General features: G+C 29.1%; 13 protein-coding genes. 11 read left to right on the top strand and 2 right to left on the bottom strand.

Annotated features, from left to right (window positions below):
* Positions 1-442: 442 nt before the first annotated feature.
* The 10 genes from ACKVOV_RS05230 (at position 443) to ACKVOV_RS05185 (ending at position 9,600) form a co-directional block, all read left to right on the top strand.
* Positions 443-1,558, top strand: a complete 1,116-nt coding sequence (locus ACKVOV_RS05230; RefSeq protein WP_409205710.1) for a hypothetical protein — start codon at positions 443-445, stop codon at positions 1,556-1,558.
* A complete protein-coding gene (locus tag ACKVOV_RS05225) occupies positions 1,555-2,034 on the top strand; it encodes a three component ABC system middle component (RefSeq protein ID WP_409205709.1) in 480 nt (159 codons plus the stop codon). The genes ACKVOV_RS05230 and ACKVOV_RS05225 overlap by 4 nt, the downstream gene beginning before the upstream one ends.
* Entirely contained in the window at positions 2,031-3,980 is a 1,950-nt protein-coding gene (locus tag ACKVOV_RS05220; RefSeq protein WP_409205708.1) for a DUF3732 domain-containing protein, read from the top strand. Before ACKVOV_RS05225 ends, ACKVOV_RS05220 begins: the two co-directional genes overlap by 4 nt.
* A gap of 180 nt (positions 3,981-4,160) precedes the next feature.
* Entirely contained in the window at positions 4,161-4,871 is a 711-nt protein-coding gene (locus ACKVOV_RS05215) for a hypothetical protein (protein ID WP_409205707.1), read from the top strand.
* A gap of 101 nt (positions 4,872-4,972) precedes the next feature.
* On the top strand, positions 4,973-5,461 hold the full coding sequence (locus ACKVOV_RS05210) for a glycine-rich domain-containing protein (RefSeq protein ID WP_409205706.1): 489 nt from the start codon (positions 4,973-4,975) through the stop codon (positions 5,459-5,461).
* Complete coding sequence (locus ACKVOV_RS05205; protein WP_409205705.1) at positions 5,458-6,234, top strand: hypothetical protein; 777 nt, start codon at positions 5,458-5,460, stop codon at positions 6,232-6,234. Before ACKVOV_RS05210 ends, ACKVOV_RS05205 begins: the two co-directional genes overlap by 4 nt.
* Positions 6,219-6,431 carry a hypothetical protein gene (locus ACKVOV_RS05200; protein ID WP_409205704.1) on the top strand — a complete coding sequence of 71 codons (213 nt, stop codon included), beginning with the start codon at positions 6,219-6,221 and terminating at the stop codon, positions 6,429-6,431. Before ACKVOV_RS05205 ends, ACKVOV_RS05200 begins: the two co-directional genes overlap by 16 nt.
* A 268-nt stretch (positions 6,432-6,699) precedes the next feature.
* Positions 6,700-7,638 (top strand): multicopper oxidase domain-containing protein, encoded by a 939-nt coding sequence (locus tag ACKVOV_RS05195; RefSeq protein WP_409205703.1) that lies wholly within the window; start codon positions 6,700-6,702, stop codon positions 7,636-7,638.
* A gap of 17 nt (positions 7,639-7,655) precedes the next feature.
* Positions 7,656-8,084: a hypothetical protein gene (locus tag ACKVOV_RS05190; protein WP_409205702.1), complete on the top strand. Its 429-nt coding sequence runs from the start codon at positions 7,656-7,658 to the stop codon at positions 8,082-8,084.
* Between the two features lie 46 nt (positions 8,085-8,130).
* Positions 8,131-9,600, top strand: a complete 1,470-nt coding sequence (locus ACKVOV_RS05185; RefSeq protein ID WP_409205701.1) for a tyrosinase family protein — start codon at positions 8,131-8,133, stop codon at positions 9,598-9,600.
* A 308-nt stretch (positions 9,601-9,908) separates the two neighbouring features.
* Here ACKVOV_RS05185 and ACKVOV_RS05180 read toward each other — a convergent pair whose 3' ends face one another.
* Complete coding sequence (locus ACKVOV_RS05180) at positions 9,909-10,589, bottom strand: hypothetical protein (protein ID WP_409205700.1); 681 nt, start codon at positions 10,587-10,589, stop codon at positions 9,909-9,911.
* A 187-nt stretch (positions 10,590-10,776) separates the two neighbouring features.
* The gene (locus ACKVOV_RS05175; protein WP_409205699.1) at positions 10,777-12,669 is read right to left on the bottom strand and encodes a peptidase U32 family protein; all 1,893 of its coding nucleotides are present in this window, start codon (positions 12,667-12,669) and stop codon (positions 10,777-10,779) included.
* A 251-nt stretch (positions 12,670-12,920) separates the two neighbouring features.
* Between ACKVOV_RS05175 and ACKVOV_RS05170 the strand changes: the two genes are divergently transcribed.
* On the top strand, positions 12,921-13,598 hold the full coding sequence (locus tag ACKVOV_RS05170; RefSeq protein ID WP_409205698.1) for a Crp/Fnr family transcriptional regulator: 678 nt from the start codon (positions 12,921-12,923) through the stop codon (positions 13,596-13,598).
* Positions 13,599-13,805 lie beyond the last annotated feature (207 nt).

Here is a 13,805-nt window from a genome sequence, read left to right as displayed (position 1 = left end):
TTTCTAAGTGACCATAAATCTTAGTAGTTTAAGCTGGGAAAACATTTTTGGGTTTTTTACTACAAAAACAGGTATTTATACGCTGTTTTTGTAGTCTTTTTTTGTTAAATTTGAGAAATAAGTTATGGAAAATAAAATACGAGAGAAGCCGCTAGAATTAATGATCCTAAAGTTTGACAAAAACGTAATACTGCGCCCAAAAAAGAAATTATAATTACGGATTATTTACGGGAAACCGTACTGTTTAATCAGGAAAAGGTTGGTTATTTGGGAAGTAGAAAGAAAAATGAGTGCCGAGTTGGATGTGTTTTTTTTTATTATGGTAAGTTAATTACAATATAATCATAATATTTATTTCTAAAAAACGATAAACAAATAATAAATTATTCGTCTTGTTAAATTTTATAAATTAGCAAAACTGATCTGTAAAACTATTATAATAATGGCTAGCACAAATGCAAGTACAAAAATATTAGGATTTGAGTACCAAAAAATGGTCGCTTTAATTAAGTGTCTTGAAGCAAAAAATAATACTGTTATACATTTAGAGTGTTTTGGCGATGTGTCAGATGGCGATGAATCTAGAGAAATGAAACATTCAACAAATGATGATAAAGAATTATACGACACACATATTGATTTTTGGAAAACTTTTGGAAATATTATAGATGCCCAAGAAGATTTTAAAGATTATAGTTCTTTTGTTTTACATACAACAGCGAAAATACGGCTTGGATCAATTTTTGAAGGATGGAATACATTAACAGATTTAGATAAGGAAACTAGAATTTTATCTGTAATTCCAAATGATACTATAAAAACATACTGTAGTAAGGCTAAAACTTGTAATTCAATTGATTTGAAAAACATCCTTAAACGTTTTACAATAGAGGATGAACAAAAAAATGCACGAGAATACTATAAAGATATATTAATTGAGCATATAGTTATTACAACTGCAGTACCTAAAATTCACATTGAATCTTTTGCTTGTTTTCTATTAGGCTATATTTCAGAAAAGCTAATAAGCTCGAATGATTATATTTGGAAAATTGATAAAAATGAATTCCAAATTGATTTTCAAGTACATTTAAAAAATTTTCTTATTGATGATTTAATCTTTCCAAATATTAAAGTTGATCTTGCTAAAATTATTGATAAAGGATATAAATTTACATTAGAATTAAAGAAAATAAATTACGAATCAAAAATTGGAAATGCTTTAAATGATTATTTCAGAGCAAATTTAAATAGAATTGACCTTCTTAAAACTAGAAAGTCACTTGCGCAAAGTTTAGATGATTATGATGAAGAAATTTCAGAATCTTTCTCTGACTTAAAAATCACTTTTGAAAACAAATTAAATTTCTCATTATTTGGTAATCACAAGGAAGAATCTAGAAGATTCTACGATGAACATCAAGCTAATATTTCAAATAAAAAAGATTTATTAGGCGTGAAATCTGATACAATAAAAAGTTATTATCCTAAAGGAAGAACTCATCACAGTATTGAAGAAAATCCTGTTTTTTCTTGGACATTAAAAAAATCTGAATGAAATCAAAAGAACTAGAACAATTGATTTTTAATCCGTTTCATACAAGTAAAATTCTTCATCATTTTCTAACAGGTGTAGATGCAAATAATAAAAATGGAATTAAAACTGAACTTATTGGTATTGTTTTACCAATAATTTATAACGACGTATTAGTAAATAATTCTTTATCAACATTAAATGTAAAATCAAATTTTAAATCGTTAATATCAGTATATGAATTTAAAGTATTTGCAACTCAAATAAACGATGAGATTAAAAATTTCAGAAGTTTAACGAATAATTCTTTGATTATTTTAGCCAATACAAACGATGTCATTGTAAGTGATTTTATAAAAGTGAAAAATGTAATTGATTATCACCACGAAAAAGATATTACCTTAAAGAAAATATATAAAGCTTCCTATAATTTGGGTAGTATTATGGCAAAAGAAAATTATTTATCAATATTCCTGAAATTAAAAATAACTGAATTATGAATATCACAATAAAGAAATTAGTCATTTTTAATGATAAGGGACAATCTAGAGATATAGAATTTGAAGACGGATTAAATATAATAACAGGAGATTCAAAAACAGGTAAAAGCGCAATAATTGAAATCATAGATTATTGCCTTTTCTCATCACGCTCAAGTATTCCAAAAGGGAAAATTACTGATTTTGGAGAATTATTTGTAATTGTTTTTAAATTAGATAATTTTTATTTAGTTGTTGGTAGACCTGCACAAAAAACAGGAAATATGAATTATTCATATTTGAACATAGAATCCGAATACGACGATTCTTTAAAAAAAATGAAAATATCTTATTTTGATAATTTAAGTTTACGCTTAATAAAAAATGACATTCAAACAGAATTTGAGCAATATATTGGCTTAGCTATTAGTAATTTAAATAGTGACAACGAAGTAAATAAATTAGAAAACAAAGGAAAGTTATCTATCAGAGATACTGTTTCGTTCTTATTTCAACATCAAAACTTAATAGCCAATAAACATGCACTATTTTACAGATTTGATGACACAATTAAACGTAAAAGAGTAATAGAATCACTACCTGTGCTTTTAGGGGCTGTCGATGAAAATTATTACGATTTGATTAGACAAGAAAAAGAAAAGATTAGAGAAATAAAAACAGAAAAAATTATAGTTGAGAAATTAAAATTATCTAAAGAAAGCGAAACTTTATTTTTAAGAAATTCAATTCTAGTATATTATTCATTAATAAATAATATACTAGATGATAATTTAACTTTAACAGAGTTAAAAAAGATTGGTAAAAATTTGCCAATCCCTTCTGAAATATTAAATGATCAATCGAAACTATTTCTAGAAATAAATCGATACGAAAAAGAAAGAAACCTTAAATACATTGAAAAGGAAAGTATCGAAAAGGCATTGACAAACTTATATCAAACAAGTGACGATGGATATGATTATGCCAAAGAATTAGTAAAAATACATTCTCATCAAAAGTATAGTCATGATTCAAGTAATTTAAGTTGTCCAATATGTGATAGCAAAAACATTTCTTTAAATGAAAATATATCAGCTTTAGAAAATTCGAAAGAAAAATTAATAAATGAGTTGGTTAAATTAGGAACTTTTTCAAATGATAATACCCCTTTAATATCAGAATTAAAATCCAATCAAAAAAGAATAGAGAAAGAAATCATTGTTTTAACAAAGAACATCAATATTCTGACGATAGAAGATAAGTCGTTTAATGATGCCAAAAATAAAAGAGAACAAATTATTTATCAAAAAGGAAAAATTGAAAGTTTAATAAATGCTTTTTTAGAAACAAATAATCAAAAAGGAAATTCAAAAGATTTGTTGCAATTAGAGTCTGACTTAAAAGCTATTAAAAATAGTTTGTTAAAATATAATCCAGAAAAATTTAAACAAGATTCCGAAACTTTTCTAAAAGAAAATATGAATAGGATTTGTGATAAATTGGATTTTGAAGAAGAATTAAAACCAATTGATTTACATTTTAATATTGAAGACTTTAGTTTTTATCATAAAAATAAAGATGGGAAAATTAGACTTGATGAAATGGGAAGTGGAGCTAATTGGCTAGCATCCCATTTGTCAATATTTTTATCTTTTTTATATTTAAACACTAAAAATAAAAAATCTGTAATTCCTTCATTTTTGATTCTAGATCAGCCAAGTCAAGTTTATTTTCCAAGATCATCAAAAAGAGAAGAAATAACCGACGAAGAAGATTTAGAGAAATTTGATGATAATATCGACCAAGTAAAAAATATTTTTAAAGTTTTAAATGAAGAAATAGAATTAATAAATACTAAAACAGGAATAAAACCTCAAATTATTGTTTTAGAACATGCTAATGATGAAAGTTTTGAAAAGTTTATAATTAAAGATTGGAATAAGTCAAAAGGACAGGGTTTAATTTAACTTAATTATTTTAGTAAGTATATATTAAATATCATTTTTAGGAAAGAGTAAAAGCCAACAACCTTAGAAAATCCAGACTGCAAGCCAGAGAGATTAAGAAATATTAGTAGTTTGAAAAATGGAAAAACTGTAAATAAATAGTTTGTCCTACTGAGAAACCAAAGACCAAAATTTAAAATTATGACATCAAATAATAAGCTATTCTTATTTTGGGTCGTGTTTATAATAACATTGACCAAAACTTATCCTCAACAAGGAAAACTTATTAATAATTTGTCTAAAAAGGGTTATGAATTGATTTTTTGTGAAACACATGAGTTATTAAAAAGTAGAATAGATACCACAAAAGGATTGCAAAAGAAAGTAGTGTATTCAAAAATTGGAGATGTTTTTTATGGTGTGATTTACCAGAATAAATATTATCATGGTAATAGTTTTTTTCATGAAAATATTAAAACTGAAAAATTATATTGGTATAATATAGATTATTTAGATATAACGGATGAACAAATTTCATATGATACATATGTCAAAAATATTTATTCTTGCTACAATGTAGATTTTAAAAATAATATTATAAATTTTTACAATGTTTTCTACATGTTTAAAAATGAATCTCAAGAAATTATTTTTTCATCATTTGGGAATGATACTATTACTAATTCTGGTCTTCTTGTAAATAAAGGTGTCACATTGCCAAATTTTAATGATATAAATTCTATTAAAAATTATGATGTAGATTTTGACTCTATGAAATATGAAAAAAAAACAATTGGAAAACCTAAAAAAATTGAAAATTATGCTCCATTAATTTTTTATTATTTTGTTTGCTTACTAGATAATTGTCCTACAAAATGTTTAGAAAAAGATTTTATCAATGATGTTTTTTAAAGACTTTTAAAATAGAATGACTATCCAAAACCTAAAATTCCAAAACATAATTCTCTCGAAGTTATTTTAGATAATAAATCAATATAAGCTCAAACGAAAATATGACTGACAATCAACTAAAACTTTGGAATGCAATTAAAAGATTTGAATTGGATGAACCTGAAGTTTCGCTAAATTTTACTGACAGACTAGCAAGAGAAAATGGTTGGACAATAGAATATTCACTTCGGGCTATAGTAGAGTATAAAAAATTTATTTTTCTTTTGACTATTTCCAATCATCCGCTAACGCCTTCTGACCAAGTAGATCAGGTTTGGCATTTGCATTTGCTTTATACGCAATCCTACTGGGAAGATCTTTGTGAGAATGTTCTTAAAAGAAAAATTCATCATGGTCCTACTAAAGGAGGCGATAATGAAAAAGATAAATTTACCGATTGGTATGAAAAAACAAAGGCATTATATCTAGAAACATTTAAGGCAGTAGCTCCAAAAGATATTTGGCCAACAAGTGAAATTAGATTTTCTGAAATTGAATTTCAAAGAGTAAACGTAAAACGAAATTGGATAATAAAAAAACTTTTTATATGAAACACCTATCCCAATTAACTCCAGCAGAATTATTAGTGCTAACCAAGGATGGCGTAACTCATAGAGAATTATTAAAGCTAACATTTATTGATTTACTATTAAAACAAGTTTTAAAAACGTATGAAGTAGAACGACGACCTCATGTTAATGATAAAGTTAGAGTTTATACCTATGTTGGCATTGGAAAAAACTTCGAAACCTATAACTCTCTTAATCACGAAAGAGTGTTTTTATCTCCTTTTTCGGCAGATGATTCTATTGAAATTTTGTTCGGTAATCTAGTAAAGATAGCCTATCAAAAGTCAAGAACTTTACTGGATTATAAAAAAGATATAACAAAAACACCAACTTTAAAAAAATGCTTTTCTCAAAATTTTATCCAAAGAATATTTTATCGATACAGTACTACAGAATATGGCAAGGAATTAAAAAAAGAAGTTAAAGAAGAAATTTTAAATCAAGGGAATAAACTTGCTGATTTGAGCACTATTGAAAGTCAGAAAGCGGTTGAGCTGATAAAAGAAATTGGAGCCAATATATTTCTATTAACAAATATTGACAATGAATTGTTGAGTCAAATCGATATGGACTTAGGAAACCTAATCAATCAAGATAGATATAGTGATAGCGGAGGAGGTTGTAGTAGTTGGAGTTTTGATGATTATTCTTCTAGTTTTGATAGTAGTTGTGGTGGACATGGACATGGTTGTAGTAGCGGTTGTTCAGGTTGTGGAAGTGGTTGTTCGGGCTGCGGAGGTTGCGGAGGAGATTAAAAAATCGAGTTTCCAATCCTACTGAATTGTTAGATATAAAAGCAGGTAATAAAGAATACGATAATTTATTCAAAATGGTTGATGGTTTAATAGCTTCCATTGAAAATTTATATACAACTTCTACTTTGCCTGAAAGTCCTGATGTTGAAAAAGCTACTCAGGTTTTGATACGGATTCGTGAAGAATTATATCAATAAAATATTTCTTGAAAATAAATCCACTGCACCTAACAGGTTTTTAAAACCTGTTAGGTGTTACTTTATATTAGTTTTTCTAAGTCTGTTACAAAATTTCATTTAAGAAAAGTGCAAAATAATTACGACCCAAATTGATGATGGTTAATTAAACCGTTGGCTTTTTTACTACAAAAACAGGTATTTATACCCTGTTTTAAAGTTTTTAATAACTCTAAATTTGAATTATAATATCAAACAACAGGTATTAAATATTAATTTGAGTTTAGAAATGAGAAAACGTAATAAAATCATATTAGTATTTACTTTTTTATTAGGTACTACATTTTTGTTTTCTCAAAACGAACGGTTAATTATTGGGCGAACAACAGGAAAGTTGGCTGTTAAGAAAAGCTTAGAGATCAGAACTTTTGGATTCACAAACTCACTTTCAGGTCAGGTTACTTTGCCGGGTTATTGTGTTAATGTAAAAGAAGGAGATAGCGTACATATCGATTTTTGGAATATTTCGCAAGGAAATCCAGTCTCTTTGTATTGTAAAGAAATCGAATTCTTGCAACGTAATAATGAAAAGAAAATCATGAAAAAGAAAGAACCTGTTCACCATATGGAACATGGATTTTATTCTTTTCTGGCCAAAAAAGCTGGAACTTATCTTTATTATAGTCCAGAAAATTATCCTTTCAATCTTCAGGCAGGTATGTTTGGCGTCATTATTATACAACCAAAAGAGAATGACTCTTTATTGGTTAAGTCTTCAAACGAAATACTGTGGTGTAGTTATGAAATAGATACTAATTGGCATACAGATGCTATTATGGGCACGGAATATGATGTTTCAAACAAACCAATTGTACTTACTGATTACAAACCCAATTACTTCTTGATTAATGGTGCATCAATCCCGAAAAATAAAGGTTTACAATCGTTAGCACACAAAAAAGAAACGGTGCTTCTTCGTTTAGTGAATTCCGGATTATACTTACATGAAATACAGTTTCCAGTGGGAACAAAACTTCAGTTAATTACTGGAAATGAATCTCATATAAAAATAGCTAAAGAAAATACCATACGACTTAATTCAGGCGAATCTCTTGAATTGCTGGTTTCTTTAGAAAACGTAGCAGAAAAGGAACAAATCACATATCATTTTATAGACTCGATTTCAAAACAGGAATGGTACAAAGCTAACATTCCTGTTTTTTATTAATAAGTAAACAAACCACCATGAAAACAACATTCTTTTATCTCCTTCTTCTTTTTTCTTTTTCCAGCTCCTTTGCGCAAAAAAAGCCCACTTTTTCTGTAGTGGGGAATGCAACAAATAAGGAAAGTTTGCTAAAAACTAAACGACTAGATATTTCTAAAATTAAAGTCGAAAACATTTCTAATAAACCAATATATCTTGTTTGGGAAACGGTGTACAATACATTTCCTAAAGAATGGGATTGTTCTATGTGCCAGCATGGAGCCTGCCAAATAGGAATTCCAAAAGGATCTTCTTTTAGTAAACTAAATGCAGACCAGCAAGGTTTTATTGCTATTCATGTTATTCCTACGAATAAAATGGGCAATGGAATTGTAAAATTTAAAATCTATGATAAAGCAAATCCTAGTTATTCTAAAATTCTAACTTTTGAAGTCGATGTCCTTTAATCTAAAATAAACAAACAATTCAATACTCACTTAAAAACAAACAAAAATGAAAAAAGTCCTTCTTTTATTATCTACGATTTTGATTACAAGCATGAGCTTTGGTCAAGACAAAACTCCGACGAAATATATTCGACGAAATGCCAATACTCCAGAAGCACAACCTGATCTTGAAGCTATGAATGTAGCATTCAAAAAAATGCGTGAAATGGGTTGTGATAATGGTCTAGCTTGGTATTATCAAGGAGCAATACACAACATTCCAAGTGTAATAAACGGGAAAAACACACTTTGTGCAAATTATCAAACCAGCAAAGACAAGTTATGGGCTTGGGGGGATTGTACACACAACGGTACACAAAATGCTTCTCTAAATTTTCTTTTGTGGCATAGAATGTACACTTGGTATTTAGAAAAAATAGTGAGAGAATTATCTGGAAAAAAAGATTTTGCTTTGCCTTATTGGAATTATGGAAGCACAAATGTTGCAGATAATATTATGGTAGCACCTATGAGAAGCAAAACAGGTTCTTTGTATGAACAAGCTAGATATAGTGTTCTTAACGACGGAAAACCAATTCCTACGGATAATGTAGAAGCAATTCAACTGGCATTAGAGGAACTAAAAACAAATCCTTCCTTTGCAGGATCGGCAGGATTTAGTAAAAGTTTAGAAATTGCTCCACATGGTTATATGCATGACCTTATTGGGGGAGAATATGCAAATCCAAGCGAAACATATTATAATGAAATATACCAAACCAATATGTCTGGGCTCATGGCAAATGTTCCTTCAGCGGGATTTGATCCAGTTTTCTGGTTGCACCATAGTATGATAGACCGTATTTGGGAATCTTGGGATGTTTCTGCTTATGGGCAACGTCCTACACTAGACGAGCTAAAAGCCAATCCTTGGACTTATGAGTTTATAACACCAGACGGAGGACATATCACGTATACATTAGATCAATTGTATTCTGTGGTTTTCAATTTAGATTATACTTATGATAATTTGTTGTACGGATCTGAAGCTCCAGTTTTAGCAGCCAATGAATCGAAAGGGAAAACTAAAATTTCGTTTCAGGATTCGAAAGAGAAAATAGTTTGGGAACAAAAAGTAGGAAAAATAATTGGAGAAACAGCTTTTTCTCACAAAGTAACAAGCAAACTAGCAAAAAGCACAAATAAAGTCTTTAGGAGCGAGGCAAACTCTAAAATGGTATTGCATTTAGATGTTGTGGTTTACAAAGAACCAAAAGACAATTATAGCATTTTCCTTCGTTATCCTGGAAAAAAAGACCAATATGTAGGGGTAATGACTTTCTTTGGGGTAGCTCACGATCACGGAACAGGGGAAAATCATGAAATAGGAGAGAGTGGCGTAAAACTAAATTTTTCTTATTATATCTCAGATGATTTGTCTAACTCAGATAATGATTTCGAAATTATTATAAAAAAGAATGGGATTGGCGATGCTAAAGTAACACTAGAAAAAATTAGTGTAGCAAAGTTAAACTAAGCACCTAAAAACAAAATGTTATTTATAAAAAAGCGGTACTGTAAAGTATCGCTTTTTGTGCTGTTTTTTTGTTAAGTGTTAAAGGAAAAACTTTACTAACGAATAGAGTTTAATTATTGATTATTTACGGGAAACCGTAAGGATTAAATAAGAAAATCTGGCTAATACTCTAATATACCTGACAGGTTTTATAAACCTGTCAGGTATTACTTTATATTAGTTTTTCTAAATTTGTGACAAAATAATAATTTAAAAAATATTTTTTATGAAAAAATTGCAACAAAGAATTATAATATTTGAGGCTATTATTATTTAATTTCTGTTTTAGGCAATTCTACTTTAGACTGAACACAATTAGAAGAATTATAAAATTTTACAATTTCTACAAGATCATCTTTTTTATAGGTCTCATTTTCAACTTTCTCTGCAATAATTGGGCAGTTTCTAAAAAATTCAGCCGCAGTTTTTTTAAAACGTCTAGAAATAACTCCATAGGTTGCTATTTTAAAAACAGTTTTGTCTCCTATATGGTCTACATAATAAAAAACTGCTGCTCCACCACCACCAAACGACATTGCACCACCAGCACCAAACGACATTCCGCCAGCACCTATTCCAATATTAGCGCCAGGATTATAGCTAGTTACTGCATTTGTGTAAAGAGAAACTTCTCCTTCAATAAGTACGGTTAACCAAACGGAATATTCTTCAATTTTTTTATATTTATATAGTCCTACTATTTCACCTTCATTAATTTCTACTTTATCAATTAGTTTACTATCATAATTTATTTTATCACTTTCTTCAGTCAATCTAAATTTAACAAAACCTTCGTTTCTTAATTTACCTAGCCCTTCTATTTTAGTGCCATCTTTAAAATAAATTATACATTTTTTATTTTGAGAAAAACTTAAAGTTCCTATCATTAAACAGAATAAAATAATGAATTGTTTAAAGTAGAATGTAGGGAAGTATTTGTTGCTATTCATTTTTTAGTTATTTGATTTTTTTGCTAATGTACTAACTTATTGGTTGGTCTTTAATTAATCATTCAAAACAATTTATTTGTTATGTTTATTGCAAGGTGAAATTTTTGTGGGTTATTATGAAAAATAAAAAAATAATTCGTTAACGAATTCTCATTAACGAATTATTTAGATTGTATAAATTTTAGAGTTATCTCTTTTGGGCTACATAACCCAATTGTTCGTCTTCGTCTTCAAATTCTAAATCGGCATCTTTTTCCCAAATTTCCATTTCGCACGGTTTGCAGTTAAATTTTAATTTATATGCATTCTCCCCATGTGTCAATGTAAGTGGTTCTACAACTTTTTCGCCCATAGTCTCTCTTTGAAAACGAGCGCATTTGCCTAGTTCGTATTTCACACAATATTTAGTAGTCATTACTCTCGCTTTTCCTGGATCCCATTGCAACTCGAAGGCTTTTTCGATTTCGGTTACGCCATGACGTTTGTAAAAAGCTTTTGCCAAATGGTTGGATACATTGTAAGTAAAATCGAGTTTTTCGACAGGATAAGGATGGTCTGTTTTGGTAATTTGAAACTCTTCTCGGTGGTAGTCGTTTACACGAATATCGATGAGTTGTTCTAAGGCTTCACGTCTAATTTCGTTTACTTTAGAGATAGGTAAAAACCAATTATTAGAGAAATTTACTTGAATATCATCTACAATAAAAGGGGTATTTCCTGTTTTGGCTAAATTGGTTTTAATATTAGGAATCGTAGAAGCTTCGTTTTTTGCTAGTTCTTTTTCTATTGGTAAAGTAGCTACGCTTTGGTGTCCGTCTTCATCGATAGCAAGCAATTGGAATCCTTCTAAAGTTTCGGTAAATTGTAAGGTAACGCCAATTTTGCGCACGACACTGTTCTCTTTTTCTACCATTTTATTAAATTCGGCATCCGAATTTCTATAAATCATGGTGCCAATAGCCAGTGGTTTAAACGTATTAGGAACCACAATATTATTGATAATGATGTTTACTTGTGTGCCATCGGCTTCGCCTTGCTCGTTAATAAAATAAAGCCCGTCGCCATTGTTTAGTTTCTCATAATTTTCGATCACATACCCATTGGCTTTAATTTCGATTAATTTACCAATGACTTGTCCTTGTGATTTTGGACTTTCCCAATTTCCAATTTTTTCTTTGCGTTTGTTTACAAAATAATCGGTATAACCACGATTAAAACTACGATCCATTTCGGCTTCAAAGTTGTAAAAAGTGCGACCAGAAGAGGCTTTCTGAAAGGTATCGTTATTTTCTAAAAAGGCATCTAATTTTTTTCTTAAATAAGAAGTGTTGTTTTTTACATACACCATGTCTTTTAAACGACCTTCAATTTTAAACGAGGTTACTCCAGCTTCAATTAAATTAGGCAATTGGTCGCTTAAGTCTAAATCTTTTATAGATAATAAATGACTGTTTTCGATTAAGGTTTTGCCTGTACCATCGGTTAAGTTATACGGAAGACGACAGTTTTGAGCACAAGAACCTCTGTTGGCACTACGTTCGCCACCAGCAATACTCATATAACAGTTCCCGCTAAAGGAAACACAAAGTGCTCCAGAAACAAAGAATTCTAATTCGACATCAGTAGCTTCGCTAATTTCTCGAATTTGGTCTAAGTTTAATTCTCTTGCCAATACAACACGTTGCATTCCAGCATCTTTTAAGAATTTAACATGTTTGGGATCTCTATTGTTTGCTTGCGTACTGGCATGAATGACAATAGGCGGAATGTCCATTTCCATAATAGACATGTCTTGTACAATAAGCGCGTCTACGCCAATAGTATATAATTGATGAATTAATTGTCGGCATGGTTCTAATTCATTCTCATATAATATGGTATTTATTACCACAAAAACTTGGGCTTTAAATAAATGAGCATAGGTTACCATTTCGGCTATATCTTCTATAGAATTGGTTGCATTAGATCTTGCACCAAATAAAGGAGCACCTATATATACAGCATCTGCACCAGCATTGATAGCAGCCATTCCTTGCACTAGATTTTTAGCAGGAGCCAAAATTTCAATCTTTTTCTTCATACCTTAATTAATGACTATGTTTTATTGTGAAAACATAAACCGCAAAAGTATAAAATACTTCATATATAAATTGTAGAATATTAAAAATTCGAATAAATAACTATATCCTTATTAGATGGGTTTATTAATTAGTTGGGGTTAAATGGAAATTGATTACTAGAATACCCCATAAAAATATTGTTAAAAAATATAAAACTAAAATGATTTTAATTTCGTATGTTTAATAAATTATGATTTTTTAATTGTTACTTATGTACGACGAGTTAAAATATTGGTATTTGCGAGACCATAAATTATTTAGAGCTTTAAGTTTTTCTCAAATAAAGCAATTGTGTATCATTGTTGGTTTTAAAAAAGCCAATAAGGGTGAAATCATCTATTTCTCAGACTCTGATGTACCAAGAATTTTTCTTTTAAAAAGAGGAAGCATCAAAATTGTTTCTTTAGATGAAGATGGTAATGAAACCATTAAAGATATTATCCAGAAAGGAGATTTATTTGGTGAACTTTCTTTAGATAATGATATTCAGGTTAATGAATATGCTAAAGTACTTACCGATGAAGTTTCTATATGTAGTTTTTTACTGTCTGATTTTGAAGATTTAATGCTTCGGAATCCTCAATTGGCTTTAGGATATACAAAATTTATAGGGCTAAAAATGAAACGTTTAAAAAATAATTATACCAATTTAGTTTCTAAAGATGCTAAAACTAGATTACTTACTTTCCTGAAAGAATGGGCTGAAAAAGAAGGCGTTTTTGATAATGACAAAGTTACTATCGAAAATTATTTAACCCAAAATGATATTGCCCAGATTATATGTACTTCAAGACAAACTGCTACAACATTGCTTAATGAATTTGTAGATAACGGAATCATCGAATACAATCGGAAGGAAATAATAATTCCAGATTTTAAAAAAATATAAAAATTTTGCTAAGATGTAAACTAGCTGACAAACTATTGCTGTGTAGCTTCATAATTTTACCAAATAAAATATAAATATTATGAAAAAATTACTGTTTACATTAGTTGTCTTATTTACATTATCTAGTTTTTCGCAAAATGCAAAAAGGTTAGAATCCTTCAACCTTGAAAAGAAAACTGCCATACAAGGTTATGATCCTGTAGCTTA

Origin of the sequence: Flavobacterium sp. (assembly GCF_046153165.1) — a bacterium.
Lineage (GTDB): Bacteria > Bacteroidota > Bacteroidia > Flavobacteriales > Flavobacteriaceae > Flavobacterium.
The sequence above is the reverse complement of the archived record's forward strand: the minus strand, read 5'-3'. Positions and strand labels throughout refer to the sequence as shown.

Coding starts and splice junctions, on each gene's coding strand:
- ACKVOV_RS05230 (WP_409205710.1), top strand. CDS start 443: ATGGCTAGCACAAATGCAAGTACAAAAATATTAGGATTTGAGTACCAA.
- ACKVOV_RS05215 (WP_409205707.1), top strand. CDS start 4,161: ATGACATCAAATAATAAGCTATTCTTATTTTGGGTCGTGTTTATAATA.
- ACKVOV_RS05180 (WP_409205700.1), bottom strand. CDS start 10,589: ATGAATAGCAACAAATACTTCCCTACATTCTACTTTAAACAATTCATT.
- ACKVOV_RS05210 (WP_409205706.1), top strand. CDS start 4,973: ATGACTGACAATCAACTAAAACTTTGGAATGCAATTAAAAGATTTGAA.
- ACKVOV_RS05175 (WP_409205699.1), bottom strand. CDS start 12,669: ATGAAGAAAAAGATTGAAATTTTGGCTCCTGCTAAAAATCTAGTGCAA.
- ACKVOV_RS05170 (WP_409205698.1), top strand. CDS start 12,921: ATGTACGACGAGTTAAAATATTGGTATTTGCGAGACCATAAATTATTT.
- ACKVOV_RS05195 (WP_409205703.1), top strand. CDS start 6,700: ATGAGAAAACGTAATAAAATCATATTAGTATTTACTTTTTTATTAGGT.
- ACKVOV_RS05185 (WP_409205701.1), top strand. CDS start 8,131: ATGAAAAAAGTCCTTCTTTTATTATCTACGATTTTGATTACAAGCATG.
- ACKVOV_RS05225 (WP_409205709.1), top strand. CDS start 1,555: ATGAAATCAAAAGAACTAGAACAATTGATTTTTAATCCGTTTCATACA.
- ACKVOV_RS05220 (WP_409205708.1), top strand. CDS start 2,031: ATGAATATCACAATAAAGAAATTAGTCATTTTTAATGATAAGGGACAA.
- ACKVOV_RS05205 (WP_409205705.1), top strand. CDS start 5,458: ATGAAACACCTATCCCAATTAACTCCAGCAGAATTATTAGTGCTAACC.
- ACKVOV_RS05190 (WP_409205702.1), top strand. CDS start 7,656: ATGAAAACAACATTCTTTTATCTCCTTCTTCTTTTTTCTTTTTCCAGC.